Genomic DNA, 19977 nt, shown 5'->3' with positions numbered 1-19977 from the left:
CGTTAAAAACTATTTATTTACCGCGTCACCTGAACCACTGCCAGTGACAGTCATTATAATGTACTTGAAGTAATCTTTAACTGTTAAACTATCAATCATTTGCTTATCGATTTTGGCTAACAAAGCCGGGGTAGACATATCAATGTTTTGAACTTGTGCTAAACCTGTTACACCCGGTAAATAATCGTAAACACCTAATGCATCACGCTCTTTAATTAGTTCATCTTGATTAAACAAGTTTGGACGAGGACCAACCAAACTCATTTCACCTTTAACAACGTTAATTAGTTGCGGTAGTTCATCAATCTTCGTTCTCCGTAGAAAGTTACCCAACTTTGTAATTGATGCATTACTCGCTAAGTGACTAGCCACTGATTTCGTTTCTACTGACATCGTGCGGAACTTAATCAATTTAAACGGCTTTTTATTTCGGCCTACACGAGTTTGAACAAAAATAGGCGAACCGGTATCAAACATACCAATAATGACCACAATTAATAAAACTGGCCATAGTAATAATAAGCCAAAGAAGGCGGCTAAAAAATCGATTAGTCGAATCATGTAAGTACTCTATTTATTTTTATTAAGAAGAAAAGCTTCGGCAGTTTCCCTAAAACCGTCTTCAAGCGTTTGTGGAGGAACCCAGCCTAAAGTATCTTTGGTATGCGTTATATCGACCTGCAGAGACCCTAAAAGTCTGTTAACTACATCGGTCTTACCCGCTAACTTACCAACTAAGCGATAACACCATAAAGGAACGGGCAGTAATTTACTCGATTTACCAAGCGCTTGTGACATATTCATTACCATTGAGGCCGTAGAAACATCATGATCATCAGAAACCAAAAATACTTGATTAGCAGCTTTAGGGTGATCAATACAGGTAAGGATTAAATCAACTAAATTACTAACAGATACTAAGCTTCTCCTATTATCTGTTATACATCCGAAAGGTAGTGGGATACCTTTAGAAACCAGATTCATCAGTGAGGCAAAGTTTGCTTTAACATCCGGACCATAAACTAATGTAGGGCGAATAATGACGACTTCTAGCCCTGTTTCTTTAGCAAGCTCTAATAACTGCTCTTCAGCTTCCAATTTAGATTGCCCATAAAAGTCTTCAGCCTTTCTAGCATCACTTACCGAAAAAGGTCTACCAGGCTGGGTTGACTCCCCATTAACTTTAATCGAGCTGACAAAAATAAACCGTTTGACACCAGCAGTTACAGCCTGACGAGCAAGGTTGACAGTTCCTGCCGTATTAATTTCTCGAAATTCACTTAATGGATCTGATATTTGTTCATTCATGATATGCACACGAGCAGCGCAGTGGATCACCGTTTTGACATTTTTCAGCTCTAATGAATACGAGCTCTTACTATCGATTGATGCTTTAAAGTAAGTGAATTGTTCATCTTTCTCAGTAACACTTCTATCTAAAACACTAAGCTGAAATTTACTTAATTTTTTAAGTAAATGTTTACCTAAAAAGCCACTACCGCCAGTTAACAAAATATTATGCATAATTATTGCCTCGTTAGTAGTGCTCTATATATATCTAAATGTTTTTGTACTACATTATCGATATTAAACTCTTTAATTGCATATTCACGTGCTTTTGATCCCATTTCATGCCTCAAGCTTTTACTCTCTATTAAACGTATGAGTGCATCAGCTAAGGAATCAGCATCTTTAACAGGGACCAATATCCCAGTCTTTTCAGGGATGATGGCATCACGGCAACCAGGGTTACATGTAGTCACTATTGGTCTACCACATGCCGCAGCTTCGATGAGAACTTTAGGCACACCTTCACCGTAATACGAAGGCATTGTAACTACATGGGACTCAGAAAATAGTTGGGGAATATTATCACAATGTCCAATAACACTAATAACACCACTAGCCTGCCATTGTTCTAATTCTAGCTGTGAAACTGTATTTGGATTATCTAAATCAGGTGTACCGGCAAGAATGAATTCGACATTATTAAATTTGGATTTAACAATTTTTGCCGCTTCAACATATTCATAAACACCCTTCTCTTTCAATAGCCTGCATGCCATGGCGATCTTGATAGATTTAGCTTTAGGCTCTGTTTGGTATTTATAAACATTTAAATCAGCTCCAGAACCTCTAATTAGCTCTTTATCGATAGGCTTTAACCTAGTTACTCTGGAAAGTATACTTTCATCAGTTTTGTTCTGGAAAATAACTATTTTATTTTTGTGTTTAAAAGCAAACTTATACAAAACACTGACGAACAATCTAGTTAATTTTGCTCTCAGGTTGTCTGCTGAGAAAACGTAACCTAAACCAGAAATTGCAGCAACAAATTTTGGTTTACTCATAAAACTATGTAGTACAATGCCAGAATAAATTACAGGTTTAATCGTGACAGCGTGAAGTATATTGGGTTGAACCTTGGCTATAACCTTACGAAGTAAAGTAACTGTGCCCAATTCATTTAATAATCCATTACCACTTCTAGAAAAAGACAGTTCATGAATATTAATGCCTAGTTCAGCCAATTTTTGAAGCTTTCCTGTATTACTACAAGCTAAGTGTACTTCATAGCCATCAGACATTGCTTTTATCGCAATAGGTAAACGATGTGAAATAAAAAACCAATCTACATTAACAACAAATAAAATTCTTTCTTTTTTCATAATCACCTAACAATTAATAAATACAGACTTACAGACGAAAGCCAATCATAGAGTTTTCAAACTTAACAAACAGTGCACATATGCTAACTGATTAACAAAACTGACCAAACACAAAAAACCAACAAACCAACAATAAGAATAGTTGACACGGGGCATGTTAAAAATCACACAAAAAAATAGAGTGAAACCCATCACATAATGAATCCTACCTTATGAGCCGCAAGAATAAGAGTGTATATAGGAGTAAAAAGGAATTATAGCTTTCAAACATAACTTTGAATGTAAAATCTACAAATATTATTTACTTCATAACGTCTTGTGGCGGTAGTTTTCAAAATTCTGTGTCATTTCGATATACTACTATGCAATCAAAGAAGGCAAAAGCCTTAACGGTAAAGATTGTGCTTTAACACCACTTATCAGCCTTGTTTCCTAAATCGATTGAACCCTTTGGCATTAGCGTGATCTGATTTCCAAAATCGTGATGTGGAAGCTGCAAAATAGGAAAAACTAAGCATAAAATAACCAACTGGTCTAATACAACAAAGCACTCGATAACCGTGGCTCTTTGACGTTCTAGATTGACGAGCAAGCCATTAAGTCTTGGCGATGTACAGAATACCATGGTCGTCTTAGTCGAGGGGATATTTACTCCGATGATGCTATTGAAACTGCACTTATTGTTAAAGGCGTATTCAACTTATCGTTGCGAGCACTTGAAGGCTTTGCCAACTCTGTCTTCCAGCTTATAGATGTGCCCTAAATTCCTCGAGTTACAGCTGTATCAGTAAACGAGCTAAGATTGTTTAAATCAAGTATCGGGTAAAGAGTCATGGTCCTGTAGCACATGTTGTCATTGATTCAACAGGTCTTAAAGTTTACGCTGAAGGTGAATAGAAACACGTAAGCATGGTAAAGAAAGCGCCGTACCTGACGTAAGCTGCACCTCGCAGTTGATAGTAGTCACCATGAAGTAGTGTCAGCAGAAATCACCTTGGTTAACGTTGCCGACAATGAAGTGTTACCCACATTGCACAACCCGTTGAGAATACGTATAGCCCAGGTCTCAGCTGATAGTGCATACGATACCAAGGCATTCCATAAGTTACTTCAACGTTAAGGTTGCAAACCCACTATCCCACCGAGACCCACCGAGAAATAATTCAGGGTATTGAGAGGAAAGACACCCAAGAAACGAGGCAGTAACAGCCCTTAAGAGTGACCAGTTTCGCAATTGAAAAAGGATAATAATTAGACGTAAGGTCACTCTTTGAGACAGCGATGTATCGATATAAGCAGTTGATTAGCCCTAAACTAAGCCTTAAGGACTGCAACTGTCAGGTAGGCGAAGCTCTAGCGAGTGTAAAGCAATGAACAAAGTCATAGGACTAGGAATGCCTGCTAGGAAACAAGTTGCCTAATTCGATGAAACACCTAGGGTAGCTGCGTCTAGAGCTAGGATTATATCAACAATGCTTCTGTTCACTGTTCTTCAGTGAAGGTCCCTCTGTCTAAGAGTATTTGTGTAGAAGAGTCTGACTATGCCCATATTAGTTTAATTTGATATTGCACCAATAGTTGTAACATGAGCAATGACATAACATTCGACTAAGCAAAGTTAAAAAGCATGATAATGATGAACTTATATTAATAATTAGCTAAGTCAATTCTACACAGAATTCAAATACTAGCAAAACAAGAAAGATAAACTTTAGAGAAGTTCAATGAAAATGAACTTCTCTCAAACTAATATAAACAAGTAAACTAGAACAAGTCATGCATCAAAGCATATAATGAATGAGCCTACATAGAAATCAAATCATTAAAAAATCAATATCATTCCGAACGAAAAAACAGATTTTTAACCCGCCGCTGATTTGCAAACCCATAATACACTACAACAATAATCAAAACATGAAGAAACCCGGAGCGATATCGTAGCGCGGAGCCCGGGTTGAGCACACCAAAAGGATAATGGACGAACAAGAGCCAAGTCATAAAACAAAGAATAATAAAAATAGATGCCAAATTAACTTTACACTTGCTAAACCCCAGCAACAAATCCTTGATAAAGTACCCAATTAAAATAAAAATCAATAACACACTCTCGAAAAAGGCAATTAATTGGAGAGGTTTATTCATTCCTTCTTCGAAAGTTGGACCTATAAAAGCAATGAACATACCATAAAATGCATTTTTGAATACGTCATACTGCGAGTCCCAGATAAAAGATGCGTCGCGAGTCGAGTTAGCATCAGTAGAAAAGTGAGTAATCATTACAAATGAAAGATGGTCAATCAAATCTCTAAACGCATATAACAGTAAGATTCCAATAAAAATAATCAAACAAGAAATAATCCATTTGATAACCAAATGCAAGTTAGCTCTCCATAAAATCGACAATGTAAGTAGGTTTGCTAATGCAATAAAATATTGTGGTTTAAGTAATAAAAGTAAATAAATAGCTAGTAATTCAATAGGCCGAGGAGTACCACATTGATTATAATTAAATTTCACAATGTATGCTAATGTTACACTGAGGGAAAATACAGTAAATGCCTCTTTCCCATAAATAGAGCTCCATATACCGAAAGTTGGCAAAGACATGAAAAGAACCACTACTATATACATACCATAGCTCAAAGGAATATTCTTCAGCAAATATGAGATGCCATAAATAGAAATAAAGCAAGCAAAGAAATGTCCAAGAAATGGAACAGTTCCCAAAATTGAACCAATAAAGTCTAAAAGAGATGTCGAACTATAAAATATTTTCGGAGAAAAAGACAATGAAGCATCTAGATATCGATCACTATCTCCTAGCCGTGTAAATCTTGAATAAATAAACACACCAAAGAGCATGTAAAATACTTTAAGAAAAACAAACGCACGCCATAAACGAACTCTAGTCAACAAATACACTTATTTTTCTCTACAAACGAGTTTAATAAACAACTGATTATAATTATGTGTAAACTTGTCAAAGTTGAATGTTTTAACAATATAACCTGTAGACTGAGCACGATAATGTTCAAGATAATCTTCATCCATGAGAGATATAATCTTATTGCTCAAAACGTCAATATCATATGAAGAGAAAATACTGTCATTGTGACCGTTATATTTATTTGAAGTCTGATACCCTAGAACCGCAGTGCCTGCCATTCCAGCTTGAAGCCCGGCAATTCCTGTTGAATGCTCAACCATTGCAGCCAAAAAGAGGTCAGGAATAATGGCCAATTGTTGTGGTCTATCAACATAGCCCGTTATGGTAACATTACTTTTTAAAGCGTAAGCTGAAATTAGCTCTTCTAATTTTCTTCTATCTGGACCATCACCACAAATAATATAATGAAAATCTTTATCCGTTTTCTTCTTTACTTCGGCTAACACGGCAATAAACTGATCCAGTTTTTTTTCAAACATTCTTAATCTTGCGATACTCATTAAGACAAATTTATTATCCATCGACTCTTTTAAATATTTATTCGTGAAATAATTTAAATAATCCGTATCGACATCTTCACCGTTTTCTACACCAAACGGTATATAGTGAACGTTTTTTGCAAAACTGAATTTTTTTATGTTTTTTATTTCATCAGAGCCAATTTCGTAAACCACCGCATCGCAACAAGACCAACTAATAGAGAAAATAAGCTTATTAAACCACTTTAAAAGATGCCAATTCGTATGAAAAGTCTCAATGAATTTTGTTTTTGCTTTAGGAGTAATTATTTTTATAAGTTTAAACAATGGAAGGTAAAAACTTGATAACGTCATATTGAAATGCATGATATCAAACTTATAAAACCTAAAGCGGAAATATAAATATAGTGCAATAAATGGAGATAAGGCATAAAGAGCTAAAACAAAAAGCCGTTCAAAATTTGAGTGGTGTTTAAAAGAATTGTTGAATAAAGATATAACCTCTACTCCTTCTGGCAACCTTGATAAGTTGTATAAATCATCTTGCGTTCTTTTAAATAAAAATAATGACACTCTATTATTTTCAGCAAAATAACTTGTCATATTTACGATTATATCTTCCGCACCACCTTTACCCAACTGTGGAGCAACAAACAAAATATTCATATTAAACCTTTATAAAAACTCAAGCCCAAAGGCTAAAAGTGGCTATGAATTTTACCTTCGAGGTAAATTTTAGAAACAAATTACATATTAACTATAAAGAAAACCAATTCCGATTGAACTTCAGAAAGTAAACAAATAAAGCAAGATATATAGTACAAAATATGACATAAAAAATAAATTGAGTAGCAAAATCAGGTGAAGAGTATGAGACTAACACTAAAGAAAATACTAATAGCATGAGAAAAAACGAGCTAAAATTCATTTTAAAACCAAAGATTCTATTACTAACAAAAATAAGTATTACAAAATATATCACCTGTGTTAATACATAAGAGTATGCTATTCCAACTATACCTAAATCAGTTAAAATGCTAATCGCTGAAATGAATAAAGCATCCCATATTAAGGAGGTTATAATAAAAGCAAAAGATCGATTAGCCGCCAACAACTTAATACCTAGAATCCAGGATACGACTTTAAATACATCGCCAATTAGGAATAACTCCAGTATTTCAGCAGAACCTGCAAATTCAGCAGTATAAAAAAATAAAACTAACTCATCACTAAAAGTCATCATGGTAATAATTAAAGGAGTGAATAGTAAAAAAACTATTTTGATAGTCGTATTTACATGAACACTTTGTTCAACTGATGTCGACCTGCTAACAAACATTGGTAATATAAAAGAGTTTAATGAGGAAAGTATAAAAACCACATATACAGTGCCTAAAGTCCAGGCTGCATCAAAAATACCTAAAATACTAATTCCATAGTTTGCTTCAATTTTAAAACGGACAAAAAGAATAGTACACATCCCAGCAACGCCCGTTATAAGCGAAGCAAATGCAAGAGTGGTAAAACGCCTCGCATTGTCTTTTTCAACTTTCGTCACTAAAGACTCATGTAACTGTAGCTTTATTCCTAACCGATTAAGAAAATAGATATTTGCGATAAGCCAGCTACCATTAATGACCAATAAAACCCCTACAAAAGCGTACTGAGCAGGGAGAATATTTATTAATGGGTAGGCACTTAATAACCCACAAAAAGCACCAATAACTTGTGATGAAGCCATGTAACCAAGGCTTCTATTAGCATTTAACACTGCAGAGAAAACAACATTAAAACAGCCAAATACAGCAGCAAGCAATAAAAAGGTCAAACTACTCGTAGAGATAAAGTTAAAATCACTAAAAAAGTATTCTTTAATAGAATCCATACAAAGCAGCAAAATAAGCCCAATAACGCTCAAGTTAACAATTATGATCTTAAGGGCATTATTGTAATATGTTTCTTTTGTACTCAGAGAGTCATCACTTAGTCCTTGCACAATAGCAATATTAGCATTAAGAGAAAATATCAAAGAAAGTGTCTTTGTAAAGTCCCTAAATAGTGAAAATATCCCAACACCTTGGGTTCCGGAAAAAACAGCAAGTATTTTAACCAGTAAAGCCCCAAAAATCATACTTAATAATGAGCCACTTGCCGTCTTAGAAAAAGCTTTAAAGAAATCCTTCACCATTTTTTTGTATTCCAATAAAGTTTATTTACTTTTTCAGTTTTATAAACAGAATGTAGCATTACGTGAAAAACTCGAGGGAGAAGTAATAATGGTAGCTGGAAGAGCCAAAACTTTATCGTTCCACCAAAATAGTGAACTAAGCGTGTAATTGTCTTAAAATCGACTTTTAATCCCAACCTTTTTGCCGATGTTATCTTGCGTGTAAGCATTTTATCAACTTGCTTAGCCGCATAATTAATGGCATTTTTTTGATAATGAACTTGAGAGAGCTCTATTACTACTTGTTTAAGATTACATAAAATATGAATAGCACGTCCATTTACGTTTCCTTCACCTTCTATGGATTCCCCTTCATTTATTACCAAAGGCTCGGCTATTACATAAGTATTACCTAGATGGATATAATTTAATAGACAGCCAAATTGAACCCAGTTAGTTCCAAAGAACTCTTTATAACCACCATTAAGGAATAAATTCTTATTATGAATAGTCGCTGATAAATAGTTTGGCGCGATACCTACATGTTTTAGAAACTCTGAAGGATCGTCGAAGCATCTATCAGTATCTATATCAAGCCACTTTTCTTTTAGGTATCTTTGTTCACTACAATTATACAAGCTGAAATTAATATATATTGCAGATAAATCTTGATTGCCATCAATTACTTTAAGAGCTTTGGATAAAGATTTATTAGCAAGGACATCATCATCGCCAATAACCCAGACATATGTCCCTTGTGCCCTTTCGATACACATGGCAATATTTCGATCCGCACCAACATTACTCTCATTTTTAAAATAATTAACTTGTTTGAAATCAGCTACAACACTTTCGACATTATCTGTGGAAGCATTATCAGAAATTAAAACTTCTACTCTACTAGAATCAAAATCCTGTACAAAAATGCTATTTAATAACTTAGCAATAGTCCCTCCACCATTATAAGTAGGAATTGCTATCGTCAACTTTATTTGTGTATTACCCGTTACCATGTTCATCACCATTATTTTTTTCAATAAAATCAACACACTTTATATTATTATGTGTTGAGTAGATACATCTTCCTTTACTTCTCCAGAAACAACACTTCCAGCTGATATAACACTATTTTTTCCAATTGTCGTGCCTTTCAAGATAACTACATTTGCACCTATAAAAACATTATCATGAATGACAACATCTTTACTTGAATGCTTATTGCTTAATCTTGTTGAGGGGTTAATTAATAGAATAAAAATCAGAATCAAAGCACATAAAATTTGGTCCAATCAATGTATTTTTGCCGATTGTAATACTTGCTGACTCTGAAATAATCGTTGCATTATTATTGATTACAACATTATCCCCAATTGTTATTTGTGAACCATTTCTTCTTGCTTCAATGTATATCTCTCCATTTTTGATATTTGATGATGGCCAGACACCAAATGTGACACTCTTATCAAATTTGATATTCCCACGCCCATTTGAGACAAGCTTTTGAAATAATCTAATATCACTTTGGTATGTTATGTTTGGGTGTTTAATAAAATGAAGTAACTTAAATAAAAGTGTTCTTACCATCATAATTGTAAGAACAATAACAGCCTCTATCATAGATTTAGGCATCAAATCCTCCTTAATTATCAGGTAAATTGCAAAACCCCATAAATATATAATCTAGTGTGAATTTTAAAAGTAGTTAGATAAGTGTATAAATTAGTATTTATTTTATTCAAACCTATCTATGTATAAGAGTTGATTGCAGAAATCACACTTGTAACCTCTTCATCTTTCATTGTCGGATCAACTGGCAATGACAGAACCTGCTGATGTATATTCTCAGTAATTGGCAATTTTAGATCATTCCATTCTTTATAAGCTTGTTGCTTATGAGGCGCGGTTGGATAATGGATTAACGATTGCACCCCCTGCTCTTGTAAATGTTTTTGTAACGAATCCCGATTAGTACATTGCACTACGAATAAATGCCAGACATGTGAATCAACGTCATTTACATTCGGTAAGGTTATTGCTGGATTACTAATTTCATTTAAATAACGGCGAGTAATAAGTCTTCGCTGTATTATTTCAGTTGGCATGTGTGCTAATTTTACGCTCAGCATAGCAGCTTGAATTTCATCTAGACGACTGTTGACTCCCTGATAGATATTTTCGTATTTTTTTTGAGAACCATAATTGCCTAGTGCTCTAATAGTCTCAGCTAACAGCTTATCATTAGTTGTAACTGCACCGGCATCACCTAATGCTCCAAGGTTCTTACCAGGATAAAAGCTAAACGCTCCTGCATCTCCCCAATTACCAGCTTTTTTACCTTCGATTTCAGCACCGTGTGATTGTGCACAATCTTCTAGCACTAATAGACCATGTTCTTGCGCTATTTTAATAAGCTCAGGCATTGGTGAGATTTGTCCATACAAATGCACGGGTAATATAACTCTTGTTTTTGGGGTTATTGCTGCTTCAACAGTAACAGGACATAAGTTAAATGTAGATTCATTCGGCTCAACTAGCACAGGAGTGAGAGCATTCTCAGTTATAGCTAATATTGAGGCAATATAAGTATTTGCTTGAACAATAACTTCATCACCTTCCTTCAATTTACCCAGTTCTTTCCAAGCCCTCAAAGTAAGAGATAACGCATCCAGGCCATTTGCTACGCCAACGCAATATTCAGTTCCACAATACTCAGAAAATTGAGTTTCAAAAGTTTCTAGTTCATTTCCCTGCAGGTACCAACCAGAGTCGATGACCCGAGAACAAGCTTGTTTTAAATCTTCAGCATACTGTGCATTTATTTTTTTTAAGTTTAAAAATGGGATCATGACTTATTTCTCTAAATATTTAATAATTCTAGCAGGATTACCTACAACAACAGCATTGGCAGGTACATCTTTAGTTACAACCGCGCCAGCTCCAACCATACAATTTTCACCAAGTACAACACCGGGTAGGATTGTAGCGTTAGCACCCAGTGAAGCTCCTTTTTTTACAGTCGTTTTTAAGAACTCTTCCGGATATTCTTTAGAGCGGGGGGCTTTATCATTTGTAAAAGCAACACATGGGCCAATAAAAACATTGTCTTCAATGGTGATTCCATCCCAGATATAAACACCTGATTTGACTGTAACATCATTTCCTATTACAACATCATTCTCTATTAAAGTATGAGCACAGATGTTGCAACCAGTTCCTATCACAGCACCAGCAAGAACTACGCTAAATTGCCAAATTCGAGTATTATCCCCAATATTATTCGATTGCACATCACTTAATTTATGGATATTCATTTTATGGCCAACGCTTTAAAATCATTATATTCACGGATATAATCAGATTCATCATAATAATCGCTAGCCATCACGAGCAATACACAACCCTTACTAAAATCATGCATTTCATGCCATAGCATCTTATCTATCACAATACCTTTAGCTGGAGAGTCCATAATAATTTCCTGTTTATTACTACCATTATCCATAATAAATCTACATTGCCCGGTTACACATACTGCAACCTGCCTCAATTCTTTATGTGCATGAAAGCCTCTAGCTACGCCACTTTCAGTCCCTGAGATGTAATACACTCGTTTAATATCAAAAGGGATATCTTTATGGGCTTCAACAGCTACTAAGCCACCACGTTCATCACCCAGTGATTTAAAATCGACAATTTTAATTAAACTCATCCTTTGTCCTTAATCATATCTTCTAAGTATCGACCATAGCTATTTTTCATCATCGGCTTTGCTAGCTCTTTTATTTCAGCTGCGGCTAGCCAACCATTGTTAAATGCAATTTCCTCTAAACAGGCTATTTTGTAACCTTGGCGTCGCTCAATTGTTTCAACAAACATCGCTGAATCTAATAATGTTTCATGAGTGCCAGTATCTAACCAAGCAAAACCACGACCAAGTAACTCTACGTTAAGTAAACCTTTATCTAAATAGGCTTGATTTATACTAGTAATTTCTAGCTCTCCGCGTTCGGAGGGTTGCACCTGTTTAGCTATTTCAACAACATTGTTGTCATAAAAATACAATCCAGTTACTGCAAAGTTTGATTTAGGCTTCACTGGTTTTTCTTCGATTGAAAGTGCCCTCATATTCTCATCAAAATCAACAACGCCAAAACGTTCAGGGTCTTGTACTTGATAACCAAACACGGTAGCTCCTGAGGTTATAGATGCCGCTTTATTTAACATTGGAGAAAAACCCTGCCCCCAAAATAAGTTATCACCCAGTACCAAACAGACCGAGTCACTACCAATGAACTCTTCACCAATGATAAAGGCTTGGGCTAAACCATCTGGACTTTCTTGAACTTCATAAGTTAGAGTAATGCCAAAATCGCTGCCATCTCCCAACAACCGAATAAAGCCATCATTATCATCAGGGGTGGTGATAATTAAAATATCCTTGATACCGGCAAGCATTAATACCGATAATGGATAATAGATCATCGGTTTGTCATAAACAGGTAATAACTGCTTTGATACACCTTTAGTAATTGGATAAAGGCGTGTGCCTGAACCGCCAGCTAAAACGATACCTTTCATATTAAACACCTAAACGTTCACGTTGATAAGAGCCATCTTGCACTCGTTTACACCAATCACTATTGCCTAAATACCATTCAACTGTTTTTCTTAGACCAGTTTCAAATGTTTCCAACGGAGTCCAACCAAGCTCTCTCTCAATTTTACTTGCATCAATAGCATAGCGAATATCGTGTCCTGGTCTATCCGCTACAAAAGTAATTAGTTCTTTGTAATCAGCTTTTTTAGGTACTAGCTCATTTAAAATATTACAAAGTGTCTCAACTACTTCAATATTTTGTTTTTCGTTATGACCACCAATATTGTAGGTTTCGCCAATTTTACCTTCGGTAACTACTTTATATAACGCACGGGCATGATCTTTAACATATAACCAGTCACGAATTTGATCACCTCTACCATAAATGGGTAATGACTTACCTTCAAGGGCATTTAAGATAACCAATGGGATCAGTTTTTCAGGAAAGTGATAAGGTCCGTAATTATTTGAACAATTGGTGACAATTACTGGTAAGCCATAGGTACGTAGCCAAGCTCTAACAAGATGGTCACTTGAGGCTTTAGAAGCAGAATAAGGTGAGCTCGGGGCATAAGAAGTAACTTCAGTGAAAAGATCATCTGGACCTTCTAAATCACCGTAAACTTCATCTGTCGATATGTGGTGAAAACGAAAAGTTGACTTATGAGTTTCATCCAGTTGATTCCAGTAATGACGAGCCGCTTCTAATAATGTGTATGTACCAACAATATTTGTTTCGATAAATTCAGCTGGCCCATCTATTGAACGATCAACATGTGATTCAGCAGCTAAGTGCATAACAGCATCGGGTTGATACTGTTTGAATACTCTACTTAGCTCAACTTGGTCACAAATATCAACCTTTTCAAAATCGTACCTATCATTTTGCTCTATGCTTACAAGTGATTCAAGGTTGCCTGCATAGGTTAATTTATCAACATTAATAACGCTATCTTGTGTGTTTTTAATAATATGTCGAATGACAGCTGAACCAATAAAACCAGCTCCACCAGTGATGAGTATTTTCATGTTTATCTTATTAATTAGATTTACGAATTTTCATAAAGAGTCTACATTGACAATTTACAACCTGTTTTGATATAAAATATTACATTGAAATAATCCATGAGTTAGTTCAACAAATATTACTTATAAAACCTTAGTGTCTTATTAATTGACGAACTCAATGATGTATAAACGCATAACCCTAACTCATTTTGTGCCTTTCTTATATCAGGAACATATTGATGAACGGTTTGTTTTACTAGAGATGGAGTTTCTACTAAAGATTTTCCACCTGCAACCGCATCAATTAGCATAGCTAACTCCCCAATAGAAACTTGTTCTGAAGAGCCAACATTATAAATTTCAAATGCCTTACCTGAAGATAAAATACGAAGTAGCCAAACAACTAGATCAGCAGCGTACAAATATGAACGAACAGCTGTTCCATCGCCTTTTATAGAAATATCATTTCCATTTAAAACGTCATCAATAAAGTTACCAAATGCATAGCTGCCTTCTAAAGGTAAATAAGGACCAGAAAAAGCAAAACATCTTGCGATAACGACTTCACAAGGCGAGTTAGCCTTTAAATACTTTTCTGATTCTAACTTTGCACTTGCATAAACATCCTTATCAATAAAGCGTGGATTATCAACAAATGTTTCAGGTATATGGGACATATTTTCAGGTTGAGGACCGTAAGCGGCCCCTGAACTCGTATAAAGTATTCGCTGGCAATTTACCTGACTAGCAAACTCACATATACGTCTTGTCCCATCAATAATAGTGCTACGCATTTTCTCATTTTCGGACTCATTCCGACCAGATGAAGCATCTGTTGCCGCATGGATTATTAAATCGTAACTTTCAGTACTATCTTGAAAGTTTTTTATATCACCTTTAATAAAAGCAAAGTTTTCATGACCACTTATATGGGAATGTAATCTTTTAAACTTGTCTGGTGAACGGGATAAAATCCTAACTGATATATTTAAATTGTGATAATCATTTAAATACAAAAACGTTTCTAACAACCACTTCCCAAAAAAACCAGTTCCACCAGTCAAGAATATTTTTTTATTTTTAAAGAATAAGAAGTCCATAGCTAATTCATTTGCTATAAGATTAAGATCTTCTATATCAACTGACATTATGTATTTCCGTTAGGGTGTTGCTTATCGATTGGATTACCAAATGCAAGTCTAGGTTTGCATTCTCTTGCATCTGGCATCATTAACTCTAATAATGTTGGTTGTGGATTTTGTATAAACTCAAATATAGCGTTATCAAATTCTTTTTCACTTGTAATCATACTTGATTTCATTTGATACGCTATACCAATATCACAGAACGATGAACTATACCCGTCCCAATATGTAGATTGGTTACGACCTTCAAAATACATCTCTTGGAAAGCTCGTACCATCCCTAAAGATTGATTATTAATAACAATCGTTAAAATGGGTAAGTTTTCACGTGATATAATGTCCAGTTCTTGAATATTAATTTGCGCACCACCATCACCTGATATAGAGACAACAATGCTGTCAGTAGCGTAATGTACACCCAACGAAGTCGGGATTGCGAAGCCCATAGCACCTAAACCACCGGAGTGATGGACCATTTGAGAAGGACCGATTCTTAAAGAATGGGCAATCCACATTTGATTATTACCTACATCCGCTACAAAATGAGCGGCTATATTTTTGAATCTTTTTAATAACATTTCACATATATTAAATGGACTAATTTCAAGCTCTGGATATTCATTAATAAATGAGTTCTTCCAATGTAGCTTAAGTGTACTTACCCAATCGTTGTTTATTAATTCTTTTTTATTGATTGACTGAAGATAAACTTGAAAAAACTGCTCACACGTTGCATGAATATTTATGTCGGCTTTAAAGCGATTGTCAAGCTGTGCAGAGTCTAAATCAATTTGAATTACTTTTTTTGCCAAACGAGCAAAATCGCTAACATCGGCACCAGTCTGACGAACATCAAGTCGGCTTCCTAGTACAATAATTACATCTGCATTTTGAATTGCATAATTTGCAGTTCTAGTTCCATATGCACCAATCATCCCCCAATAGCCATCTAAAACAGGAGTTTTTTCACTGCCTTTAAGACTTGCTACATGCGGTATTTTACTTTTAGAAATATCTTGTTGCCATATAGCAAAACTGTCTTCGCTTACAGCACCGCCGCCAATCAGAAAAACAGGTTGCTTTGCATTTAAAAGACATTCTACGGATTCTTGAAGTTGAGATTTAGTACTTTCTCTTAATTCAGGAAATTCAGGTTTACTATTTATTCGGTCTATCAAGTAGTCTAAAGTATTATCATCTAGTTCTGCTCGTTGTAGATCCATAGGGATATCAATTAATACCGGACCAGGTCGACCAGAAACGGATATATCAATCGCTTTCTGTATCTCAATTACTATGTCATCAGCAGTTTGTATTTGTACGGCATATTTGGTGATACTTTTTACAATACTTACAATATCTAACTCTTGAAAACCCTGTTGGCGTATATTTCTTGTACCTTTGAGCTCGTTAGTATTAACTTGCCCAGTGATAAAAATGCATGGATAATTATCGAACCAACAATCAGCAATGCCAGTTATTAAATTTGTAGCACCTGGACCACTGGTGCCTAAGGCTAAACCTAAGCTTTTATTATTTGTTGCTCTTGCAACCCCTCCCGCGGCAAATGCAGCCGCTTGTTCATGATGAACCGATATTAATTTTGTATCTCCCAATACGTTAATACTATCAACTAAGTGCGTTATCATCCCACCTATTAGTTCAAAACCTACTGTTACATTGTTTGCGCTCAGTATTTTTGCTATTGCATCAGAAGCTTTCATTTACAGTTCCTAATTTTAGCCAGTATTAACTGGCTAAATTTATAATTAATGCTAGAAATTCAGCCCAAAGAACTCTTCGAACTTTAGAATGATAAAGTCTAAATGATCTTTTGATAAACCTGGATACACACCAATCCAGAAAGTGTGATTCATTACAATATCAGTATTAGTTAACTCGCCAACTACTCGATATTCAACATCTTTGAAGTATGGTTGACGAGTTAAATTACCTGCGAATAATAACCGCGTACCAATTTTGTATTGGTCCATGAACTTCAATAGTTCTACACGGTCAATGCCACTTTCAGGCTTTATTGTAATAGGAAAACCAAACCAAGATGGGTCTGACTTTTCCGTCGCTTCAGGTAGAATGATAAACTCTTCACAACTTGCTAAACCATCTTTTAGGTAATGATAGTTTGCTTTACGTTGCTCGACAAATTGCTCTACACTATCCATCTGTGCAAGACCACAAGCTGCCTGCATATCGGTAATCTTTAGATTATAACCAAGGTGTGAGTAGGTGTACTTATGATCGTAACCTTGTGGCAATGAACCCAATTGCTGATCAAAACGCTTCTTACATGTATCGTCACAGCCTGGGGCACAATAACAATCACGTCCCCAATCACGAAATGATTCGATTAATTTTCGCAATTCTTTATCTTTAGTAAATACCGCCCCACCCTCACCCATGGTAATGTGATGCGCGGGATAGAAACTTACTGTAGATATATCACCAAACTGGCCCACCATCTTACCGTCGTAAGTTGAACCTAAAGCATCACAGCAATCTTCGATTAACCATAAGTTGTACTTGTCAGCGACACGACGAGCTTCAGTTAAATCAAACACATTACCTAGCGTATGAGCAACCATAATCGCTTTGGTTTTATTGGTAACAGCCGCTTCAATCATTTCAGGCTTTATTTGATATGTTGGAATGTCAACATCCACAAATACTGGCACCAAACCATTTTGGATTGTAGGATTTACAGTAGTCGGGAATCCCGCTGCAACCGTAATCACTTCGTCACCTGGCTTTAGTTGACGTTCGCCAAGCTTTGGTGATGTTAGTGCTGTTAATGCAAGTAAATTAGCAGATGAGCCTGACGTTGTTGTTAGCACATAAGGTACACCTAAATATTCACCAAGACGTTTTTCGAATGCATCATTAAATCGGCCAGTTGTTAACCAGCCATCTAATGACGCTTCAACCATCATTTTAAGCTCATTAGCGCCTAACACTTTACCTGATGGCGGCACTACTGTTTCACCTGGAATAAACATTTTTGGTGCATATTCTATTGCAGCATACTGGTCTACTAAGTCTGCGATCTGTTTTCTAATTAACTCTTTTGACATTTTAAATTCCTGCTCTTGCTGCAATGTATTGTTGAATTTCTAATATGGTATGTTGCTTTATATCTTTACCGCTCAACCAAGCTTTTTGCCAATCGACTATTCGACCGAGAGTTTCTTCTAGTCCCCATATCGGTTGCCAATTTAATCGCATTTTAGCCTTAGAACAATCAAGCTTTAAATAATGTGCTTCATGCGGATGCTCACCTTCGGACAAGTACCAACTTGCATCATTCCCCCAGTATTGTACTAGTTTTTCAACAAGCCACTGAACTGGTTGTGCATCTTCTTCACGTGGACCAAAATTCCATCCTTCCGCGAATTTAGGTCCGTGCTCATATAAATGCTCAGCAACAGTGATATACCCCGATAACGGTTCAAGTACGTGTTGCCAAGGACGTATTGCATGCGGGCTACGTATTTCTACAGATTTAGCATTTGAAAAAGCATTCAGCATATCGGGGATTAAACGATCTGCAGCCCAATCGCCACCGCCAATTACATTTCCCGCACGAACAGATGCAAGGGCACAACCATGAATATGATATTTATCGGCATTAAAAAATGATTGACGATATGAAGAAGCAACTAGTTCGGCACAGCCTTTACTATTGCTATAAGGATCGTATCCCCCCATAGCTTCATCTTCACGATAGCCCCATACCCATTCACGATTTTCGTAACATTTATCACTAGTGATATTGACTACTGCTTTAACGCCACCAACCTGCTTAACCGCTTCAAGTAGATAAACAGTACCCATTACATTCGTAGAATACGTTTCCATTGGGTCATCATACGAAAGACGCACTAAAGGTTGTGCTGCCATATGAAAAACTATTTCGGGCTTAAAATTATTGATGCTCTCTTTGAGCTGGAAAAAATCTCTAATATCTCCCTCTTCTGAGATCATTCCATCTGAAACATTCGCTTCTTCAAACAAACTAGGGGTCGTGGGTGCAGCTAACGAGTAGCCTTTTACTATAGCGCCCATTTCCAAAAGCCATAGCGACAACCAACTGCCTTTAAAGCCAGTATGCCCTGTCATAAAGACTTTTTTCCCTTTCCAAAAACTTGGATTCATCATTTACTCCCAAGTTTTCCAAGGTGCCTGACCTGAATCCCAAAGTTCCTCTAAATGAACTTTATCACGCAGAGTATCCATAGGTTGCCAAAAACCGTGATGCTCATAGGCCATCAATTGATTATCTTCTGCGAGTTTATTTAACGGATATTGCTCCCAGGTACAGCTATCACCATCAATGTGCTTTAAAACTTCTGGCGATAAGATGAAGAAACCTCCATTGATCATAGCGCCATCACCTCTTGGTTTTTCTTTAAAACTATTAACTTTACCGGCCGTAATATCTAGTGCTCCAAAACGCCCTGGTGGGAACGTGGCCGTCAATGTAGCTTGTTTCCCATGATGTTTATGGAAAGCAATACTTTCGGTAATGTTCACATCTGAAACACCATCACCGTAGGTAAAACAGAATGCTTCTTCATCTTTAACATAATCAGCGACACGAGCTAAACGGCCACCTGTCATAGAGTGATCACCGGTATCGACTAAGGTCACAGTCCAAGGTTCTGCACGTTTGTGATGAACTTTCATCTCATTTTCTTTCATATCAAATGTCACATCTGACATATGTAAAAAGTAGTTAGCAAAGTATTCTTTAATCACATAACCTTTATAGCCACAGCAGATAATAAAGTCATTAATACCATGTGTTGAGTACATTTTCATGATGTGCCATAAAATAGGCTTACCACCAATTTCAACCATAGGCTTTGGTCGTAATGCGGTTTCTTCACTTAAACGAGTGCCTAAGCCACCGGCCAAAATTACTGCTTTCATTTCAATCTCCATAATTAA

General features: G+C 36.0%; 19 protein-coding genes and 1 pseudogene. 1 reads left to right on the top strand and 19 read right to left on the bottom strand.

The window, feature by feature from the left end:
• Positions 1-9: 9 nt before the first annotated feature.
• The 3 genes from HWQ47_RS09560 to HWQ47_RS09550 are packed head-to-tail and all read right to left on the bottom strand — an operon-like array spanning position 10 to position 2669.
• Positions 10-561: a sugar transferase gene (locus HWQ47_RS09560; protein ID WP_269970906.1), complete on the bottom strand. Its 552-nt coding sequence runs from the start codon at positions 559-561 to the stop codon at positions 10-12.
• A 9-nt stretch (positions 562-570) separates the two neighbouring features.
• On the bottom strand, positions 571-1524 hold the full coding sequence (locus HWQ47_RS09555; protein WP_269970905.1) for a UDP-glucose 4-epimerase family protein: 954 nt from the start codon (positions 1522-1524) through the stop codon (positions 571-573).
• A 2-nt stretch (positions 1525-1526) separates the two neighbouring features.
• Complete coding sequence (locus HWQ47_RS09550) at positions 1527-2669, bottom strand: glycosyltransferase family 4 protein (protein WP_269970904.1); 1143 nt, start codon at positions 2667-2669, stop codon at positions 1527-1529.
• 500 nt (positions 2670-3169) lie between these two features.
• Here HWQ47_RS09550 and HWQ47_RS09545 point away from each other — a divergent pair.
• A pseudogene (locus HWQ47_RS09545) lies at positions 3170-4090 on the top strand (IS5 family transposase).
• Between the two features lie 415 nt (positions 4091-4505).
• Here HWQ47_RS09545 and HWQ47_RS09540 read toward each other — a convergent pair.
• From HWQ47_RS09540 to rfbF, 16 genes are all read right to left on the bottom strand, one after another.
• Positions 4506-5582: a hypothetical protein gene (locus HWQ47_RS09540; protein ID WP_269970903.1), complete on the bottom strand. Its 1077-nt coding sequence runs from the start codon at positions 5580-5582 to the stop codon at positions 4506-4508.
• Positions 5583-5591: 9 nt separating this feature from the next.
• Entirely contained in the window at positions 5592-6761 is a 1170-nt protein-coding gene (locus HWQ47_RS09535; protein ID WP_269970902.1) for a glycosyltransferase family 4 protein, read from the bottom strand.
• Positions 6762-6852: 91 nt separating this feature from the next.
• On the bottom strand, positions 6853-8283 hold the full coding sequence (locus tag HWQ47_RS09530) for a hypothetical protein (RefSeq protein WP_269970901.1): 1431 nt from the start codon (positions 8281-8283) through the stop codon (positions 6853-6855).
• The gene (locus HWQ47_RS09525; protein ID WP_269970900.1) at positions 8277-9275 is read right to left on the bottom strand and encodes a glycosyltransferase family 2 protein; all 999 of its coding nucleotides are present in this window, start codon (positions 9273-9275) and stop codon (positions 8277-8279) included. The genes HWQ47_RS09530 and HWQ47_RS09525 overlap by 7 nt, the downstream gene beginning before the upstream one ends.
• 39 nt (positions 9276-9314) lie before the next feature.
• On the bottom strand, positions 9315-9530 hold the full coding sequence (locus HWQ47_RS28065) for a DapH/DapD/GlmU-related protein (RefSeq protein ID WP_442802089.1): 216 nt from the start codon (positions 9528-9530) through the stop codon (positions 9315-9317).
• Positions 9502-9891: a hypothetical protein gene (locus HWQ47_RS09520; RefSeq protein ID WP_269970899.1), complete on the bottom strand. Its 390-nt coding sequence runs from the start codon at positions 9889-9891 to the stop codon at positions 9502-9504. The genes HWQ47_RS28065 and HWQ47_RS09520 overlap by 29 nt, the downstream gene beginning before the upstream one ends.
• 116 nt (positions 9892-10007) lie before the next feature.
• Positions 10008-11108, bottom strand: a complete 1101-nt coding sequence (locus HWQ47_RS09515) for a DegT/DnrJ/EryC1/StrS family aminotransferase (protein WP_269970898.1) — start codon at positions 11106-11108, stop codon at positions 10008-10010.
• 3 nt (positions 11109-11111) lie between these two features.
• A complete protein-coding gene (locus tag HWQ47_RS09510) occupies positions 11112-11573 on the bottom strand; it encodes an acyltransferase (RefSeq protein ID WP_269970897.1) in 462 nt (153 codons plus the stop codon).
• Positions 11570-11971, bottom strand: coding sequence for a sugar 3,4-ketoisomerase (locus HWQ47_RS09505; protein ID WP_269970896.1), 402 nt, complete (start codon positions 11969-11971; stop codon positions 11570-11572). The genes HWQ47_RS09510 and HWQ47_RS09505 overlap by 4 nt, the downstream gene beginning before the upstream one ends.
• Positions 11968-12840: a glucose-1-phosphate thymidylyltransferase RfbA gene (rfbA, locus tag HWQ47_RS09500; protein ID WP_269970895.1), complete on the bottom strand. Its 873-nt coding sequence runs from the start codon at positions 12838-12840 to the stop codon at positions 11968-11970. The genes HWQ47_RS09505 and rfbA overlap by 4 nt, the downstream gene beginning before the upstream one ends.
• A gap of 1 nt (position 12841) precedes the next feature.
• Entirely contained in the window at positions 12842-13888 is a 1047-nt protein-coding gene (rfbB, locus tag HWQ47_RS09495; protein WP_269970894.1) for a dTDP-glucose 4,6-dehydratase, read from the bottom strand.
• Positions 13889-14004: 116 nt separating this feature from the next.
• A complete protein-coding gene (locus HWQ47_RS09490) occupies positions 14005-15015 on the bottom strand; it encodes an NAD-dependent epimerase/dehydratase family protein (protein WP_269970893.1) in 1011 nt (336 codons plus the stop codon).
• The gene (locus tag HWQ47_RS09485) at positions 15015-16736 is read right to left on the bottom strand and encodes a thiamine pyrophosphate-binding protein (RefSeq protein WP_269970892.1); all 1722 of its coding nucleotides are present in this window, start codon (positions 16734-16736) and stop codon (positions 15015-15017) included. Before HWQ47_RS09485 ends, HWQ47_RS09490 begins: the two co-directional genes overlap by 1 nt.
• A gap of 51 nt (positions 16737-16787) precedes the next feature.
• Complete coding sequence (rfbH, locus tag HWQ47_RS09480; RefSeq protein ID WP_269970891.1) at positions 16788-18101, bottom strand: lipopolysaccharide biosynthesis protein RfbH; 1314 nt, start codon at positions 18099-18101, stop codon at positions 16788-16790.
• 1 nt (position 18102) lies between these two features.
• Positions 18103-19185, bottom strand: a complete 1083-nt coding sequence (rfbG, locus tag HWQ47_RS09475) for a CDP-glucose 4,6-dehydratase (RefSeq protein WP_269970890.1) — start codon at positions 19183-19185, stop codon at positions 18103-18105.
• The gene (gene rfbF / locus HWQ47_RS09470; RefSeq protein ID WP_269970889.1) at positions 19186-19959 is read right to left on the bottom strand and encodes a glucose-1-phosphate cytidylyltransferase; all 774 of its coding nucleotides are present in this window, start codon (positions 19957-19959) and stop codon (positions 19186-19188) included.
• Positions 19960-19977: the final 18 nt, after the last annotated feature.

Origin of the sequence: Shewanella sp. MTB7, assembly GCF_027571385.1 — a bacterium.
Classification (GTDB): domain Bacteria; phylum Pseudomonadota; class Gammaproteobacteria; order Enterobacterales; family Shewanellaceae; genus Shewanella.
Note: the sequence above shows the minus strand (reverse complement) of the source record. Positions and strands in the feature narration are given on the sequence as shown.